The sequence below is a fragment of the Pseudomonas grimontii genome, assembly GCF_007858185.1.
In the GTDB taxonomy this organism is placed as follows: domain Bacteria; phylum Pseudomonadota; class Gammaproteobacteria; order Pseudomonadales; family Pseudomonadaceae; genus Aquipseudomonas; species Aquipseudomonas grimontii.
In genome coordinates this window covers 290,295-307,719 of the sequence record NZ_VFES01000002.1, presented here as the reverse complement: position 1 = coordinate 307,719, position 17,425 = coordinate 290,295, and the positions used below count along the sequence as shown (strand labels likewise).

11 protein-coding genes are annotated in these 17,425 nt (G+C 61.0%); 5 read left to right on the top strand and 6 right to left on the bottom strand.

The window, feature by feature from the left end:
• Positions 1-155: 155 nt before the first annotated feature.
• Positions 156-2,849 (top strand): putative bifunctional diguanylate cyclase/phosphodiesterase, encoded by a 2,694-nt coding sequence (locus tag FIV39_RS05620; RefSeq protein WP_090400920.1) that lies wholly within the window; start codon positions 156-158, stop codon positions 2,847-2,849.
• 72 nt (positions 2,850-2,921) lie between these two features.
• Entirely contained in the window at positions 2,922-3,569 is a 648-nt protein-coding gene (gene msrA / locus FIV39_RS05615; RefSeq protein ID WP_090400921.1) for a peptide-methionine (S)-S-oxide reductase MsrA, read from the top strand.
• A 90-nt stretch (positions 3,570-3,659) separates the two neighbouring features.
• Here msrA and FIV39_RS05610 read toward each other — a convergent pair whose 3' ends face one another.
• Positions 3,660-4,496 carry a 23S rRNA (adenine(2030)-N(6))-methyltransferase RlmJ gene (locus tag FIV39_RS05610; RefSeq protein WP_090400922.1) on the bottom strand — a complete coding sequence of 279 codons (837 nt, stop codon included), beginning with the start codon at positions 4,494-4,496 and terminating at the stop codon, positions 3,660-3,662.
• Positions 4,497-4,671: 175 nt separating this feature from the next.
• Here FIV39_RS05610 and FIV39_RS05605 point away from each other — a divergent pair, with 175 nt between their 5' ends.
• Positions 4,672-5,949: an O-acetylhomoserine aminocarboxypropyltransferase/cysteine synthase family protein gene (locus FIV39_RS05605; protein ID WP_090400923.1), complete on the top strand. Its 1,278-nt coding sequence runs from the start codon at positions 4,672-4,674 to the stop codon at positions 5,947-5,949.
• On the opposite strand, the gene FIV39_RS05600 is transcribed toward FIV39_RS05605, so the two are convergent.
• The 3 genes from FIV39_RS05600 to putP all read right to left on the bottom strand — a co-directional run bounded on the left by FIV39_RS05600 (position 5,935) and on the right by putP (position 10,379).
• On the bottom strand, positions 5,935-6,660 hold the full coding sequence (locus tag FIV39_RS05600) for a DUF4123 domain-containing protein (protein WP_090400924.1): 726 nt from the start codon (positions 6,658-6,660) through the stop codon (positions 5,935-5,937). The genes FIV39_RS05605 and FIV39_RS05600 overlap by 15 nt on opposite strands.
• Before the next feature lie 15 nt (positions 6,661-6,675).
• On the bottom strand, positions 6,676-8,691 hold the full coding sequence (locus tag FIV39_RS05595; protein ID WP_090400925.1) for a type VI secretion system Vgr family protein: 2,016 nt from the start codon (positions 8,689-8,691) through the stop codon (positions 6,676-6,678).
• Positions 8,692-8,894: 203 nt separating this feature from the next.
• On the bottom strand, positions 8,895-10,379 hold the full coding sequence (gene putP, locus FIV39_RS05590) for a sodium/proline symporter PutP (RefSeq protein WP_090400926.1): 1,485 nt from the start codon (positions 10,377-10,379) through the stop codon (positions 8,895-8,897).
• Positions 10,380-10,840: 461 nt separating this feature from the next.
• On the opposite strand from putP, the gene putA reads away from it, so the two are divergent.
• Both putA and FIV39_RS05580 read left to right on the top strand, forming a co-directional pair.
• Complete coding sequence (putA, locus tag FIV39_RS05585) at positions 10,841-14,794, top strand: trifunctional transcriptional regulator/proline dehydrogenase/L-glutamate gamma-semialdehyde dehydrogenase (RefSeq protein ID WP_090400927.1); 3,954 nt, start codon at positions 10,841-10,843, stop codon at positions 14,792-14,794.
• A 215-nt stretch (positions 14,795-15,009) separates the two neighbouring features.
• A complete protein-coding gene (locus tag FIV39_RS05580) occupies positions 15,010-16,812 on the top strand; it encodes an acyl-CoA dehydrogenase (protein ID WP_090400928.1) in 1,803 nt (600 codons plus the stop codon).
• Here the strand turns inward: FIV39_RS05580 and FIV39_RS05575 are convergent.
• Together FIV39_RS05575 and FIV39_RS05570 are read right to left on the bottom strand one after the other, a co-directional pair.
• Positions 16,809-17,099: a cell division protein ZapA gene (locus FIV39_RS05575; protein ID WP_017526490.1), complete on the bottom strand. Its 291-nt coding sequence runs from the start codon at positions 17,097-17,099 to the stop codon at positions 16,809-16,811. The two genes, FIV39_RS05580 and FIV39_RS05575, sit on opposite strands and share 4 nt — an antisense overlap.
• Positions 17,096-17,326 (bottom strand): hypothetical protein, encoded by a 231-nt coding sequence (locus tag FIV39_RS05570; RefSeq protein WP_090400929.1) that lies wholly within the window; start codon positions 17,324-17,326, stop codon positions 17,096-17,098. Before FIV39_RS05570 ends, FIV39_RS05575 begins: the two co-directional genes overlap by 4 nt.
• Between the last annotated feature and the right edge of the window lie 99 nt (positions 17,327-17,425).

Genomic DNA, 17,425 nt, shown 5'->3' with positions numbered 1-17,425 from the left:
GAAGAATTCCCCCACCCGGCCGATAACCCCCTTATAGCACTTAGCCTTCATCCTCTCTTGTCAGCCCGCGCCGCATGATGCAACCTTGCCGCAGGCAACAGTAAAGAGGGCGTGAGCCCGGCGCCGTGCGCGTTATTTGAAGTGAGTCCCCCCCCATGAAAAGCCAACCCGATGTCGCCCGTATGGCGGCCGAGGTAGTGACGCAATTACCGGTGCCTTCGCGCCTCGGTATGCTGCGTTTCGAGCGGCTTAATGAGGCAAGCTGGACCCTTCTGTACCTCGACCCTAACTGCGAGCGCCAATTCGGCCTGTCTGCGGTCGAGCTGTGTGCGCTGCTCGGCACCCCCTTCGCCAGCCTGATGGAGCCTCAGGCACGCTATCAACTGCACGACACCATCCAACAGCAACTCAGCGAGAGTCCTCACTACCTGGTGCGCTACACCCTGCACACCAACGATGGGCCCCTGAGCCTGCTGGAAATGGGCGAAGCCTACAAACAACACAACCGCCATCTGCTGCGCGGCTACCTGATGGTGGTCGACGGCCTGTTCAGCGAAATCGCCTTGCCCGCCCCGACGGAGGACCTGGAAAGCCAGAACAGCCGCCTGCAGATCGCCCTGGAACTCAACCAGCGCGCCCAGCAGGAACAACTGCAGCACCTGGAGCGGGTGCGTGCCCAGCAGGAGCTGATCCTGTTATTGGCCCGCCAGCGCTACACCGTCAACAATTCGCTGCAGGAAGCGGCCGAGCTGATCACCCGCAGCGCCTGTGACATCTACCAGATCGACTGCGCCAGCATCTGGAACCTCGAAGGCCAGCGCCTGGTGCCGATCTCGGCCTACCACCGCGACGACCAACGACACCACCTGCCTGAGCCCATCGATGCCAGTTGCTTCCCGGACTACCTGGAAGCCCTGCACACCAGCCGGGCAATCGACGCGACCAACGCGATGCGCGACCCGCGCACCCGGGAAATGGCCGAAAACCTGCGCGCCAAGGACGTCCACGCCATGCTCGACGCGAGTATCCGTGTCGACGGCCAGGTGGTGGGCGTGCTGTGCCTGGAACAAGGAGGCAGCGCCCGCGCCTGGCAGGCCGATGAGATTGCCTTTGCCGGTGAACTGGCCGACCAATTCGCGCAAGTGATCAACAACCACAACCGCCGTACCGCCACCAGCGCCCTGCACCTGTTCCAGCGTGCCGTGGAGCAAAGCGCCAATGCCTTTCTGCTGGTCAACTGCGACGGCGTGGTGGAGTACGTCAACCCAAGCTTTACCGCGATCACCCAATACAGCGCCGAAGAAGTCCACGGCCACCGCCTGGCTCAACTGCCGGCCCTGGAAAACCTCAGCGAACTGCTGTTCGACGCACCGTCGAGCCTGGCCAAAAGCAACAGCTGGCAGGGCGAGTTCAAGAGCCGACGCAAAAACCTCGAGCCCTACTGGGGCCAGCTGTCGATTTCCAAGGTGTATGGCGACAACCGTGAGCTGACCCACTACATCGGCATCTACGAAGACATCACCCAGAATAAGCTGGCCCAGCAGCGTATCGAGCGCCTGGCCTACACCGATAACCTGACCAACCTGGGCAACCGTCCGGCATTTATCCGCAACCTGGATGAACGCTTTGCGCGCGACAGCGACAGCCCGATCAGCCTGTTGCTGGTGGACATCGACAACTTCAAGCGCATCAACGACAGCCTCGGCCACCAGACCGGCGACAAGCTGCTGATCAGCCTGGCCCGCCGCCTGCGCAACAGCCTGAGTACCAGCGGCAGCCTGGCGCGCTTTGCCAGTAACGAGTTTGCGGTGCTGCTGGACGACACTGACCTCGAAAGCGGCCAACTGGTTGCCAGCCAGCTGCTGACGACCCTCGACAAACCGATGTTCGTCGATAACCAATTGATCAGCGTCACCGGCTCCGTAGGCCTGGCCTGCGCGCCGTTGCACGGGCGTGATCCCCAGACCCTGATGCGCAACGCCGGCCTGGCGCTGCACAAGGCCAAGGCCAACGGCAAACACCAGGTACAGGTGTTCACCGAAGCCTTGAACGCCGAGGCCAGCTACAAGCTGTTCGTGGAGAACAACCTGCGTCGTGCCCTGACCCAGAACGAACTCGATGTGTTCTATCAGCCCAAGCTATGCCTGCGCAGCGGCCGCTTGCTGGGCATGGAAGCGCTGCTGCGCTGGAACCATCCGGAGAAGGGCATGATCCGCCCCGATCAGTTCATCAGCGTGGCCGAAGAAACCGGGCTGATCATCCCAATCGGCAAATGGATCGCGCGCCAGGCCTGCCGCATGAGCAAGCAACTGAGCGCCAACGGCATGGGTAACCTGCAAGTGGCAATCAACCTGTCACCCAAACAGTTCTCCGACCCGGACCTGGTAGCCTCGATCGCCACGATCCTCAAGGAAGAACAGCTGCCGGCCAACCTGCTGGAGCTTGAGTTAACGGAAGGCCTGCTGCTGGAGGCCACGGAAGACACACGCCTGCAACTGGACCAATTGAAGAGCTTTGGCCTGACCCTGGCCATGGACGACTTCGGCACCGGTTACTCGTCGCTCAGCTACCTGAAAAAATTCCCCATCGACATCATCAAGATCGACCGCAGCTTTATCCACGAAATCCCGGACAACCAGGACGACATGGAAATCACCTCGGCCGTGATCGCCATGGCCCACAACCTCAAGCTCAAGGTGGTTGCCGAAGGCATCGAGACCGCCGAGCAACTGGCGTTCCTGCGTCGACACCGCTGCGACGTTGGCCAGGGCTACCTGTTCGACAGGCCGATCCCCGGTGCAGAGCTGCTCGAGAAGCTTAAACGCTACCCGCGCGGGCCAATCGCCTGACAGCGCTGTAACACTCGGGCACACTGGCTGTCTGAAATTTACCGCTAACTCAACCTGACGAGAGGACTGCTCATGGTCTTGCGCTCGGAAATTCTGGTGAACAAAAACGTGCTTCCTACTGCAGAACAAGCTTTGCCTGGCCGTGAAACCCCGATGAACCTGCCGCAGACGCACTTCGTCAACGGCAACCCGCTGCTGGGCCCGTTCGTCGACGACGTCGGCTTCGCGATCTTCGGCCTGGGTTGTTTCTGGGGCGCCGAGCGCAAGTTCTGGCAGCGCGATGGCGTGGTCAGCACCGTGGTCGGCTACGCCGGCGGTTTCACGCCGAACCCGACTTATGAAGAAGTCTGCTCGGGCCTGACCGGCCACAGCGAAGTGGTGCTGGTGGTGTATGACCAGGCCAAGGTGAAATACGAAGACCTGCTGAAGATGTTCTGGGAACTGCACAACCCGACCCAAGGCATGCGCCAGGGCAACGACATCGGCACCCAGTACCGCTCGGTGATCTATGCGACCACGCCTGAGCAATTGGCGGCGGCGCAGGCCAGTGCCGAGGCCTATCAAGCCGAACTGTCCAAAGCCAGCCTGGGCACCATCACCACGGAAATCGAAGAAGCGCCGACGGTGTACTTCGCCGAGGCGTATCACCAGCAGTACCTGGCGAAGAACCCGCAGGGCTACTGCGGGATCGGCGGCACCGGCGTGACTTGCCCGATCTGAAGATCGGAGCTGCAAGTTTCAAGCTGCAAGCTGCAAGTGGTGTTTTCTGCTCTCACTTGCAGCTTGAGGCTTGAAGCTTGCAACTTACAACTACTCAGCTATGAGCCAATCCATCTGCCACCCACCCTGGGTCTGGCCAAGTTTCCTGGACAGCCACGGCAGCAGCTCACGCAATTCCTCTTCCAGGCCCCACGGCGGGTTGGCAATCGCCAGGCCCGAGCCGGTCAGGGTGTTGGGCGTGTCCAGCGGATGCACCAGCAACTCCACCCGCAGCAACTTCGGCGCACCGGTGCCGGCCAGGTCCTGGTAGAAGCGGCGCAGCATGCGTTGGTCCTTCACCGGGTACCAGATCGCCGCGACAGTCTGGCGCATACGGCTGACGGCTTCCTTGAGGGAGGCGGCGCAGCGCTGCATTTCGTCGAGCTTTTCAAACGGCGGATCAATCAGCATCAGCGCACGTTTTTCCGGCACCGGTAACAGCGCGCGCGGCACATGCCAGCCTTCACCCAAATGAACCTTGACCCGACGATCGCCCTTCATGTTGTCCTTGAGCAGTACGCCGTCTTCCGGATGCTTTTCATTGAGCAACACGCGGTCCTGGGGGCGCGTCAGGCGGCGCGCAAGCTCCGGCGAGCCTGGGTAGTAGCGCAACTGGCCATCCGGGTTCATCTCATGCAGCACACGCATGTAATCGGCGCTCAGCGGCGGTAGATCGTCGGCGCCCCACAAGCGCGCGATACCTTCCAGGTACTCACCCGTGCGATTGGCCTGATCACCTTGCAGGTCGTACAGACCAATCCCGGCGTGAGTGTCGAGGTAGGCGAACGGCTGCTCCTTGCGCGACATCAGGGCGATGAGGCGAGTCAAGGTCAGGTGTTTGAAGACATCGGCGTGGTTGCCGGCGTGAAAGGCGTGACGATAATTCATGGTTGCTCCTGCGCAGGGGGCGAAGTTTACCTTCTACGGGCGCAAAGGTGCAGGGCCGCATGCCGGGCGGTGCTTATGTCGCAAAGGCAGGCAGCCGGTTGAAAAAAATCTAAATGCCGACGGCGAGGCGGATTTATTGTGGCGATCCACTACTCCATGGAGGTCAATAACAATCATGAAAGACGCCACCATCGCGCTGCACCACGGTTTCAAGTCGGACCCCACCACCAAGGCCGTAGCGGTGCCGATCTACCAGAACGTCGCCTTCGAATTCGATAACGCCCAGCACGGCGCCGACCTGTTCAACCTGGACGTGCCCGGCAATATCTACACGCGTATCATGAACCCCACCAACGATGTGCTGGAGCAGCGTATCGCGGCCCTTGAAGGCGGTATTGCGGCGCTGGCCGTCTCGGCCGGCAGCGCGGCGATCCACTATGCAATCCAGACGCTGACCCGTGCGGGCGACAATATCGTCACCACCCCGCAGCTCTACGGCGGCACCTACACGCTGTTCGCCCACCTGCTGCCGAGCTTTGGCGTGGACGTGCGTTTCGCCCGGGACGACTCCGCCGCAGCCATTGCCGAACTGATCGACGACGACACCAAGCTGGTGTACTGCGAAAGCATCGGCAACCCGGCGGGTAATATCATCGACATCGAAGCCCTGGCTAACGTCGCCCATGCCCGTGGCGTGCCGCTGATGGTGGACAACACCGTGGCCACGCCGATCCTGTGCAAGCCGATCCAGTTCGGCGCCGACATCGTAGTGCACTCGGTGACCAAATACGTCGGCGGCCATGGCAACTCCCTGGGCGGTGTAATTGTCGACAGCGGCACGTTCCCGTGGACGAAATACGCAGATAAATTCCCCGGTCTCAACCAGCCCGAGCCGGCCTATCACGGCGTGATCTATACCGAAAAATTCGGCCCCGCCGCCTTCATCGCTCGTGCCCGTACCGTGCCGCTGCGCAACACTGGCGCAGCATTGGCACCGATGAATGCCTTCTTGCTGCTGCAAGGCCTGGAGACGCTGGCCTTGCGCATGGAGCGTCACACCGAAAACGCCCTGAAAATCGCGCAATTCCTGCAAGGCCATGCCGAGGTTGAATGGGTGAGCTACGCCGGCCTGCCGGACCACCCGCACCACGCATTGGCGCAGAAATACATGCAGGGCAAACCGTCGGCGATCCTGTCCTTCGGTTTGAAGGGCGGTTATGAAGCCGGTGTACGCTTCTACGACGCGCTGCAAATCTTCAAGCGCCTGGTCAACATCGGCGACGCCAAGTCCCTGGCCTGCCACCCGGCCTCCACCACTCACCGACAAATGAACGAGCAGGAACAGGCCAAGGCCGGCGTGAAGCCGGAGATGATTCGCCTGTCGGTGGGCATCGAAGCAATTGAAGACCTGGTCGACGACCTGCAACAGGCACTGGCCTCAACTCAACTCTGAGCCCAGGTAATCAGCCAGCGCTTCAGCGCTGATGTCCGCACTGCGCACGAAGTAGGCGACCTTGTGCTGCAAGGTCGCTGGCGTGAAAGCGGCATACAGGTCGGGGCGCTGCTCTTCAAGCCACTGCAGCAGGTTGTCGATCAGGGTCTGTGGCGACTGCGCGGCCAGGTGTTCCAATAACGATTCAGGCACTCGCCACCAGGGACTGGCTTTGGCCGCCGTTACCGACGCCGTCGCAACGCCCAGCGACTGGCCATTGATCAGATACCGCTGGAACACCGGCAACACCGCGCCGATTTCATCGCCCAGTTTCTGCACAATCGGCAGGAATTGAGCGCCGTCCCAGAAGCGCAGGAATACGCTCCGCTCATCCGGAAGCAGTATCTTGGTCAGGCTTTGCAGATGAGCCACTACCACTTCCAACGGACTGGACGAAACCGCCAGCCAACCCCAATCCGTCGCTTCAGTGGTTGCAATCCAATCGAGGAAGGCACTGTCGGGTTCGACGATGCCTGCGTGGGGCATCACCTCACCCCACTCGGCATAGGCCGTGCCTGCCCAGATTGCTTGAGGCAGCATGCCGGTTGCCGAGGCTTGCCAGGCAGCCAGCGGTTTCGCGTCACTGGCGCTGCTCAGCACCACGTAGAGCCGCTCGTTGGGGAGTAGAGGGCATTGTGCAAGCCAGTCATCGGGGGTCAAGGGTTGAGACATCAGGATAAATTCCTTTTAAGGTTGAATGGGCGGGGAGACACCGCACTGCCCGGCACTGCAGCGTTGGCACTCTTCGCAAAACGGCGCGTTTCGTTTCAGGCTGGCGACCTGTATACGGCTTAGGGGTGCGGGAATAACCGCCAGCAATGCCGCCTTCACCCCAGGCATCAATGGCGAAGCCGCCGGAGCAGAGGCGCCTCCCAGCTGAATCGGCGCGCTGCTGAAAATCCCGCCTGCCGAGAGCGTAATCGACTGCCCAGCGGCCTGAATTGTCACGCTCGCGCCCGCATCTATGACGACCTTCTGCCCGGCGCCAATCTGGATGGTCCGCCCGGCACGCATCTGCTGCGAACCACCGACCACCAGATGATCGTCCTGCTTGAGTTCCGTCAAACGATTGCCATGGGTGATGCGCTGCTCTTCGCCGTGCAGTTCATGGTGCGATTCACCGCCCACCCGGATGCGGCGTTGATTGTCGATCTGCACCTGCTGGTCATGCAGCACATGTTGGGTCCAATCCCGCTGGGCGCGCAGGTAGATTTCCTCGGCGCCCTTGCGGTCTTCGATGCGCAGTTCGTTGTAGCCACCCCCACCGGGGCTGCTTTGGCTACGGAAGATGCTACGGGTTTTGTCTGCCGGCAGGTCGAGGGGAACCGGCGTCGCCGCGTTGGGCAGGCAGCCCATCACCAACGGCATGTCCATATCCCCATTGACGAACCCCACCAGCACCTCCATGCCCACTCGCGGGATAAGTACCGAACCATAACGGTCATGGGCCCAACCGCTGGCCACCCGCAGCCAGCAACTGGAATGATCGTTATGCTCGCCAACGCGATCCCAGGCCAGTTGCACCTTGACCCGGCCGTATTCGTCGCAATGGATTTCACTGTCGACGGGGCCGGTGACCACGGCGTTTTGATAACCCGACAAGGTCGGCCGCGACTGCTCAGGCGAGGGCGGGCGGAAGATCACATCCCACGGAGCCGCCACAAATTCATTGCGATAACCCTGAAGAAAATCTCCACCGGCAACCTCGGTTACGGCCTCCTCCAAAACCTGGGGTTGCCTGCCTTCGTGGGTGACTTGCGTCACCAGCCACAAGTCATTCCATTCGTCCCGCGGGTGCCCGGTCAATGTGAGGAACCGGCCGCTGGTCAATGCGAGGTCATCGCCGTTACCGCTGGCTATTCGATAGTCGCTACGGTGCCGTTCCAAGCCACGTTGCGCGAGGTACTTGCCGTAGGGGCGATCGGAAAAATAACCGGGGTAGGCCTGCTCTTCAAACCGTGGAAGCTGTTCGCCGACTGCGCCACTCTCCAGCACCAGGCTCGGCTTAAGAAAGTCGTAGTCACGCAGGCTGACTGCTGTGGTGCGGGTTTCCAACCGCACCGCAAACCGCTTGATGGCCGGCGTATCCGCCACCATCCCGGAGCCCGGCATGTAGGGCGTAGGTTGATCGGATTGGGCGAAAACCGTCTGGTCGTCGCCAAATACCAGCAGGTGGCTCTCGGGCGAGTGCTGGAAGTGATAGTGAATGCCCTGCTCGGCACACAGCCGCTGAATGAAGGCCAGGTCGCTCTCGCCAAACTGCACGCAATACTCGCGCTCAGGATAAGCACCACTGAGGTGAAATTCGAATTGGTCGGCATGGACCCGCTGCTCCGCCAGCACCTGCGCAATGATCTGCGGCACCGTCTTGTGCTGGAAGATCCGCTGGTGACTGCTGTGCTGCAAATACGCAAGCTGCGGCACAAGACTGAGTTGATAACGCGTCAGGCGCCGCCCGGAGTCGCCCTGCGCCACCCGATAAACCAGGCCGTGGACGCCATGACCATGGTCGTCGAAACCCAGGTACACCTGGCGATGCAGCAGGTTTTCCAGATCCAGGTCAGGCTGTTCGCTGACCAGTTCAAGATCAAAGCGATACGGTTGGCTGATGGCTTCGCTGCCCTGGAACTCGAACACCTTGAGTTCACTCGGCGCACCGTCAAGGGTGAGGGTAAAAGCACTTTGATTGGCAGGAGCGAACATCCGATGTTTCTCTGCGAGGAGTGGGCGGAAGATTCTGCACCACCGCTTCTCCCTGCTGAGCACAGCCCAAACAAATCAGTAAAACCCTACGCTCGTGCGTAGGAGTCCTACTCAATCCAGCTCAAATCGCACGCAAAAAAAGGCCCGCCATCCGTAGGACGCGGGCCTTCTTTTAATTCATCGAGCGCTCAGCGCCCGGCGAATCACTTGTTGAGGTTGTAGTCTTTTTCCGCCGCATCAAAGCGCTCGACCATACCGGCGGTCGGTGCGCCCAGCTTGCTCACGAAGTAGATCGCCAGGCTGGCGAAGATGAAGCCTGGGATGATTTCGTACAGGCCCAGCAGTTCGAAGTGCTTCCACACGATCACGGTGATCGCGCCGACCAGGATGCCGGCCAGTGCGCCGTTGCGGGTCATGTTTTTCCAGATCACCGAGATCAGCACCACAGGGCCGAACGCAGCGCCGAAACCGGCCCAGGCGTAGCTCACCAGACCCAGGACGCGGTTGTTCGGGTTGGCAGCCATGGCGATGGCGATCAAGGCCACCAGCAGCACCATGGCGCGGCCGATCCAGACCAGTTCAAGCTGGGAAGCATTCTTGCGCAGGAACGCTTTGTAGAAGTCTTCGGTCAGGGCGCTGGAGCACACCAGCAGTTGGCAGCTCAAGGTACTCATCACGGCCGCCAGAATGGCCGACAGCAGGACACCGGCAATCCATGGGTTGAACAGGATTTTTGCCAGTTCGATGAACACGCGCTCAGGGTTTTCCGTTACCGGGCCTGCCACTTCAGGATGTGCCGAGAAGTAAGCGATGCCGAAGAAGCCCACCGCCACGGTACCGGCCAGGCAGAGGATCATCCAGGTCATGGAGATGCGACGCGCCTTGGCGATCGACTTCACCGAATCCGCCGCCATGAAGCGCGCGAGGATGTGCGGTTGGCCGAAGTAGCCCAGGCCCCAGCCCATCAACGAGATAACACCAATGAAGGTGGTGTTTTTCAGCATGTCGAAGTTGGTCGGGTCCTTGGCTTCAATCGCCAGGAAGGTGGTGTCCACACCACCGGTCGCCAGCAGGACGATGATCGGCGTAAGGATCAACGCGAAGATCATCAACGTGGCTTGCACGGTATCGGTCCAACTGACCGCCAGGAAACCACCAATAAAGGTGTAGGCAATGGTCGCTGCAGCACCCGCCCACAGCGCGGTCTCGTAGGACATGCCGAAGGTGCTTTCGAACAGGCGGGCACCGGCGACGATGCCGGAAGCGCAGTAGATGGTGAAGAACACCAGGATCACTACCGCCGAGATGATCCGCAGCAGGCCGCTTTTATCTTCGAAACGGCTGGAGAAATAGTCCGGCAGGGTCAGGGCGTCGCCGTTGTGCTCGGTCTGTACCCGCAGGCGACCGGCCACGAACAGCCAGTTGAGGTAGGCACCGACGATCAGGCCGATGGCGATCCAGCTTTCCGACAGGCCGGACATGTAGATTGCGCCCGGCAAGCCCATCAACAACCAGCCGCTCATGTCGGAAGCACCGGCGGACAAGGCCGTCACCACGCTACCGAGGCTGCGACCGCCCAGGATGTAATCGGAAAGGTTGTTGGTGGAGCGATAAGCCATCAGGCCGATCAATACCATTGCTGCGATGTAGATCACGAACGTGATCAGGGTTGGATTACTAACGCTCATATGAGTGACGCCCTGGCTTTGTTTTTATGTAGCGGCGGTCTGTCAGACGGCCACCCACTGGTCAGTGAGTAAACGTAGCTGCGTGCCGCGCATTTATGACTGACGTTTCCCCAGGAAAGCCGCCAGCCGATGAACCAAACCCTAAAGTCGGTTGCACCTTGGGCGCGAATGCTATTCAACAAAGCAAATAAGGTGCAACCAGTTTCTGGGGAATAAGTTGCACCTAGGTGTAAAACACAGAAAATACCGGGTTTTTGCTCCTTTTCGGAGCAAGAACAGCCGATCTCAGAAGCAAATGCACCAAGCCGAAGCGGATTCTGTCGAAGGCCAATTTTTTTCCGATCAAGCGTCGAAAAAATCATGCATAAAATGGGTTGCACCCGGTTGCACCTCTCCCTGAGCAAAGCTAATCTTGCCGCCAGCTGATGCCACTCGGTAGTGGCACCCATGAGGATAAGAAAATGGCTACGACCACCCTTGGGGTCAAACTCGACGACCCGACCCGCGAACGCCTCAAGGCGGCCGCGACCTCCATTGATCGCACGCCGCACTGGCTGATCAAGCAGGCGATTTTCAATTACCTGGAGAAACTCGAGGGTGGTGCAACCCTGACCGAGCTCAATGGCTTGAGCAGCAAGGACGCTGAAGACGCAGGCGAAGTCCAGACCGACCACGCCCACCAGTGCTTCCTTGAGTTCGCCGAGAGCATCCTGCCGCAATCCGTACTGCGCGCGTCGATCACCGCCGCTTACCGTCGCCCCGAGCCGGAAGTGGTGCCGATGCTGATCGAGCAGGCCCGCCTGCCGGTGCAAATGGCCGAAGCCACCAACAAGCTCGCCGCTTCGATTGCCGAAAAACTGCGCAATCAGAAGAGTGCCGGCGGCCGCGCCGGTATTGTCCAGGGCCTGCTGCAAGAATTCTCCCTGTCGTCCCAGGAAGGCGTGGCCCTGATGTGCCTGGCCGAAGCGCTGCTGCGCATCCCGGACAAAGGCACCCGCGACGCGCTGATCCGCGACAAGATCAGCACCGGCAACTGGCATCCGCACCTGGGTAACAGCCCGTCGCTGTTCGTCAACGCCGCCACCTGGGGCCTGCTGCTGACCGGCAAACTGGTCGCCACCCATAACGAAGCCGGCCTCACCTCGTCCCTGAGCCGCATCATCGGTAAAAGCGGCGAGCCGATGATCCGCAAGGGCGTCGACATGGCCATGCGCCTGATGGGTGAGCAGTTCGTGACCGGCGAAACCATCGCCGAAGCCCTGGCCAATGCGAGCAAATTCGAAGCCAAGGGTTTCCGCTATTCCTACGACATGCTCGGTGAAGCCGCACTCACCGAACACGACGCGCAGAAGTACCTGGCCTCGTACGAACAAGCCATTCACTCCATCGGCAAAGCCTCCCACGGCCGTGGGATTTATGAAGGCCCGGGCATCTCCATCAAGCTGTCGGCACTGCACCCGCGTTACAGCCGTGCGCAGTACGAACGTGTGATGGATGAGCTGTACCCGCGCCTGCTGTCCCTGACCCTGTTGGCCAAGCAATACGACATCGGCCTGAACATCGACGCCGAGGAAGCCGACCGCCTGGAGCTGTCGCTGGACCTGCTCGAACGCCTGTGCTTCGAACCGCAATTGACCGGTTGGAACGGCATTGGCTTCGTGATCCAGGCTTACCAGAAGCGTTGCCCGTATGTGATCGACTACGTCATCGACCTGGCACGCCGCAGCCGCCATCGCCTGATGATCCGCCTGGTAAAAGGCGCGTACTGGGACAGCGAAATCAAGCGCGCCCAGGTCGAAGGCCTGGAAGGCTACCCGGTGTATACCCGCAAGGTGTATACCGACGTTTCCTACATTGCCTGTGCACGCAAGCTGCTGTCGGTACCGGAAGTCATCTACCCGCAATTCGCTACGCACAACGCCCACACCCTGTCCGCCATTTACCATATCGCCGGTCAGAACTATTACCCCGGCCAGTACGAGTTCCAATGCCTGCATGGCATGGGTGAGCCGCTGTACGAGCAAGTAGTAGGCAAAGTTTCCGAAGGCAAGCTGAACCGTCCGTGCCGCGTGTACGCACCGGTCGGCACTCACGAAACACTGCTGGCCTACCTGGTACGTCGCCTGCTGGAAAACGGCGCCAACACTTCGTTCGTCAACCGCATCGCCGACCAGTCCATTTCGATCCAGGAGCTGGTGGCCGATCCAGTGGCCAGCATCGAGCAGATGGCTACGCTGGAAGGCGGCTTCGGCCTGCCACACCCGCGTATCCCGCTGCCGCGTGACCTGTACGGCAGCGACCGCGCCAACTCGGCCGGTATCGACTTGGCCAACGAACACCGCCTGGCATCGCTGTCCTGCGCCCTGCTGGCCACCGCGCACAACAACTGGAAGGCCGCGCCGATGCTCGGTTGCGCCGCCAGCGATCAAGCGGCGGCACCGGTATTGAACCCGTCCGACCTGCGTGATGTGGTCGGTCACGTGCAAGAAGCCACCGTCGAAGACGTCGACAACGCGATCCAGTGTGCCATCAGCGCCGGCCCGATCTGGCAGGCCACCCCGCCCGCCGAACGCGCCGCGATTCTGGAACGTGCCGCCGACCTGATGGAAGGCGAGATCCAGCCACTGATGGGCCTGCTGGCTCGCGAAGCCGGCAAGACCTTCGCCAACGCCATCGCCGAAGTGCGTGAGGCCGTGGACTTCCTGCGCTACTACGCAGTGCAGGCCCGCAACGACTTCACCAATGACGCCCACCGCCCATTGGGCCCAGTGGTGTGCATCAGCCCGTGGAACTTCCCGCTGGCGATTTTCAGTGGGCAAGTGGCTGCCGCACTGGCCGCCGGTAACCCGGTCTTGGCCAAACCTGCCGAACAAACCCCGCTGGTGGCCGCACAAGCCGTGCGCATCCTGCTCGAAGCCGGTATTCCGGAAGGCGTGCTGCAATTGCTGCCGGGCCAGGGTGAAAGCGTCGGTGCCCGCCTGGTGGGTGATGATCGCGTCAAGGGCGTGATGTTCACCGGCTCCACCGAAGTCGCGCGCTTGCTGCAACGCAATGTCGCCGGCCGCCTGGATGCCCAGGGCCGTCCGATCCCGCTGATCGCCGAAACCGGTGGCCAGAACGCGATGATCGTCGATTCCTCGGCTCTCACCGAGCAAGTGGTCATTGACGTGGTGTCCTCGGCCTTCGACAGCGCCGGTCAACGTTGCTCGGCCCTGCGCGTCCTGTGCCTGCAGGAAGATTCTGCAGACCGTGTGATCGAAATGCTCAAGGGCGCCATGGCTGAATGCCGACTGGGCAACCCGGAACGCCTGTCGGTGGACATCGGCCCGGTGATCGACGCCGAAGCCAAGGCCGGCATCGAGAAACACATCCAGGCCATGCGCGACAAAGGCCGCAATGTGTACCAGGTGGCGATTGCCGACGGTGAAGAAATCAAGCGTGGCACCTTCGTGATGCCCACCCTGATCGAACTGGAAAGCTTCGACGAACTGCAACGCGAAATCTTCGGCCCGGTACTGCACGTGGTGCGCTACAAGCGCAAAGAGATCGACCAGCTCATCGGCCAGATCAACGCCTCCGGCTACGGCCTGACCCTGGGCGTGCACACCCGCATCGACGAGACCATCGCCAAGGTGATCGACAACGTCAATGCCGGTAACGTCTACGTCAACCGCAACATTGTCGGTGCCGTGGTCGGCGTGCAGCCGTTCGGCGGCGAGGGCCTGTCGGGCACAGGCCCGAAAGCCGGTGGTCCGCTGTACCTGTACCGCTTGCTGTCGACCCGTCCTACTGATGCGATCGAGCAATCCTTCGTACGTGGCGACAAACTGGCGGCACCGGATGTACGTCTGCGCGATGCCATGAGCCAACCGCTGACCGCCCTGAAAACCTGGGCCGACAGTAATAAGTTCAGCGAGCTGAGTGCTCTGTGCAGCCAGTTCGCCGCGCAATCGCAAAGCGGTATCACCCGTCAGTTGGCTGGCCCGACCGGCGAGCGCAACAGCTACGCCATCCTGCCTCGCGAGCACGTCCTGTGCCTGGCGGAAGTGGAAGGCGATCTGTTGACTCAACTGGCGGCGGTATTGGCAGTCGGCGGTTCGGCGGTATGGCCGGAAACCGACCTGACCAAGGCCGTATTCCCACGCTTGCCGAAGGAGATTCAGGCGAAGATCAAGCGCGTGGCCGATTGGACCAAGGATGAGGTGGTGTTTGACGCGGTCCTGCATCACGGTGATTCCGACCAACTGCGTGCGGTGTGCCAGCAAGTGGCGCAGCGTGGCGGGGCGATTGTCGGGGTGCATGGTTTGTCGCAAGGCGAGACCACCATTGCGCTGGAGCGCCTGGTGATCGAGCGTGCGTTGAGCGTTAACACCGCTGCAGCCGGCGGTAACGCCAGCCTGATGACCATCGGCTAACTGACTGTGGGAGGGGGCTTGCTCCCGATAGCGGTAGATCCGTCACTGTCTCGGGTGACTGACACACCGCTATCGCGGGCAAGCCCCCTCCCACATTTGATCGCATTTCAATTCCCCTCCCCGCGTTCTGCCTCTTCATCACCCAGATCAATCTTGCTATCCAGTCTTTATTCGCACACTTAGACTCAGGCCAATTCCCCCAAAGGTAAGCCGCCATGTCCGAGACGCTGCTCAGTTCCCGCAATCTGGCTTTCGAGCTGTACGAAGTCCTCGATGCCGAGGGCCTGACCCAGCGCGAGCGGTTTGCCGAGCACAATCGCGAAACCTTCGATGCGGCCATCAGCACGGCCCGCAACATTGCCGAGAAGTACTTCGCGCCACACAACCGCAAGAACGACGAAAACGAACCGCGCTACGAAAACGGCGCAGCCATCCTGATTCCGGAAGTGAAACCGGCCGTGGATGCGTTCCTGGAAGCCGGTTTCCTCAACGCCGCCCGCAGCTTCGAAGCCGGTGGCATGCAACTGCCGACCTTGCTGTCCCAGGCCTGCTTCGCTCACTTCCAATCCGCCAACGCGGCCTCGACGTCCTACCCGTTCCTGACCATGGGCGCCGCCAACCTGATCGAAAGCTTCGGCACCGAGGAGCAAAAACAGCGCTTTCTGCAACCGATGATCGAAGGTCGCTTCTTCGGCACCATGGCGCTGACCGAGCCCCATGCCGGCTCATCCCTGTCGGATATTCGTACACGCGCCGAGCCTGCAGCTGACGGCAGTTATCGGCTCAAGGGCAACAAGATCTTCATTTCCGGCGGCGACCACCCACTGTCGGAAAACATCGTGCACATGGTGCTGGCCAAGCTGCCGGACGCACCGGCCGGGGTGAAGGGTATTTCGCTGTTTATCGTGCCCAAATTCCTGGTCAACGATGACGGCAGCCTGGGTGCGCGCAACGATGTGCTGCTGGCCGGGCTGTTTCACAAGATGGGCTGGCGTGGCACCACGTCCACGGCGCTGAATTTCGGCGATAACGGTAACTGCGTCGGCTATCTGGTGGGCAAGCCGCACCAGGGCCTGAGCTGCATGTTCCAGATGATGAACGAGGCGCGCATCGGGGTCGGCATGGGTGCGGTGATGCTCGGCTACGCCGGCTACCTGTATTCCCTGGAATACGCTCGCGAACGCCCGCAAGGCCGCCTGCCCGACAGCAAAGACCCAAGCACCGCGCCGGTCTCGATCATCCAGCACGCCGACATCAAGCGCATGCTGCTGACCCAGAAAGCCTATGTGGAAGGCGCCTTCGACCTGGGCCTGTACGCTGCGCGCCTGTTCGATGACACCACGACGCTGGAAACCGAGACCGAGCGCAAACAGGCCCACGAACTGCTGGACCTGCTCACGCCCATCGTCAAATCCTGGCCGTCGGAGTTTTGCCTCAAGGCCAACGAACTGGCGATCCAGATTCTCGGCGGCCACGGCTACACCCGCGAATACCCGGTGGAGCAGTACTACCGTGACAACCGCCTGAACCCGATCCACGAAGGCACCCATGGCATCCAGTCCCTGGACTTGCTGGGGCGCAAGCTGGCGCAGAACGGCGGTGCTGGCCTCAAGCAACTGATTCGGCTGATCGCCGACACGGGTGCGCGGGCACAGGAATATCCAGGCCTGACGGCACTAAGAGAACCGCTGGAACACTTGGTCACCCGCCTGCAAAGCGTGACCATTGGCCTGCTGACGGATCTCGCCCAGGGCAAGGTCAACAGCAGCCTGGCGAACTCGGCGCTGTACCTGAAGGTGTTCGGGCATACGGTGATCGGCTGGCGCTGGCTGGAACAGGCGATTCGCGCCGAGGAAGGGCTGGCCAAGGGCAATGTGGCCGATGCCGCCTTTTATAAAGGCAAGCTCCAGGCCGCCCGTTACTTCCTGACCTGGGAAGTACCGGGCTGCCATCATGAACTGGCGATTCTGGAGGCACGGGATGATACGTGCCTGGGGATGCAGGATGAGTGGTTCTAAGGCTGGATCGCCTTGGAAATCACCTCGACCGTGGCGCTGACTTGCTCTTGGTAACGGTCGAGTTCCTGTTGGTGGGCCTGCTGCATTTCGATCTGCTCGGCGCACAGGTTCAGCGCCGCCAGCACCAGTAATTTGTCACCGATCAGGGTCGGGTACTTTTTCTTGGTGGTGGCCAGGGAGGCCTTGAGCATGGTCACGGCGTGCATCAGGGTCTTGTCTTCCCCGGCTGGCGCCTTGATCGAGTAATCCTCTCCGAGAATCGAAACGACCTTTATCCCTTCATTCATGCGCTGACAGGCCCTGGGCTCACACGCTCAACCAACGCCTGGATACGCGCGGCGGTGGCGGCGTGCTTTTCTTCCTGTTCCATCAGGTTCAATTGCAGGCTGTCGTTCTCATCCTTGGCGGTGGCCAGTTCGGCCTTGAGGGACTCATTGGCGCCCAACAGGTCTTGATTCTGCTGTACCAGGTCACTGACCAGTTGTTCCAGTTGGCTGAGGGATGCTTCTAACATTTTGATTTCTCGGGCTTTTTCAAAGGGCGGTGACGATAAAGAAAATTCACCTCGGATGCCAGGGTTATCCCCGGCGCGCAGCCCGATTTTTAAGGGCCG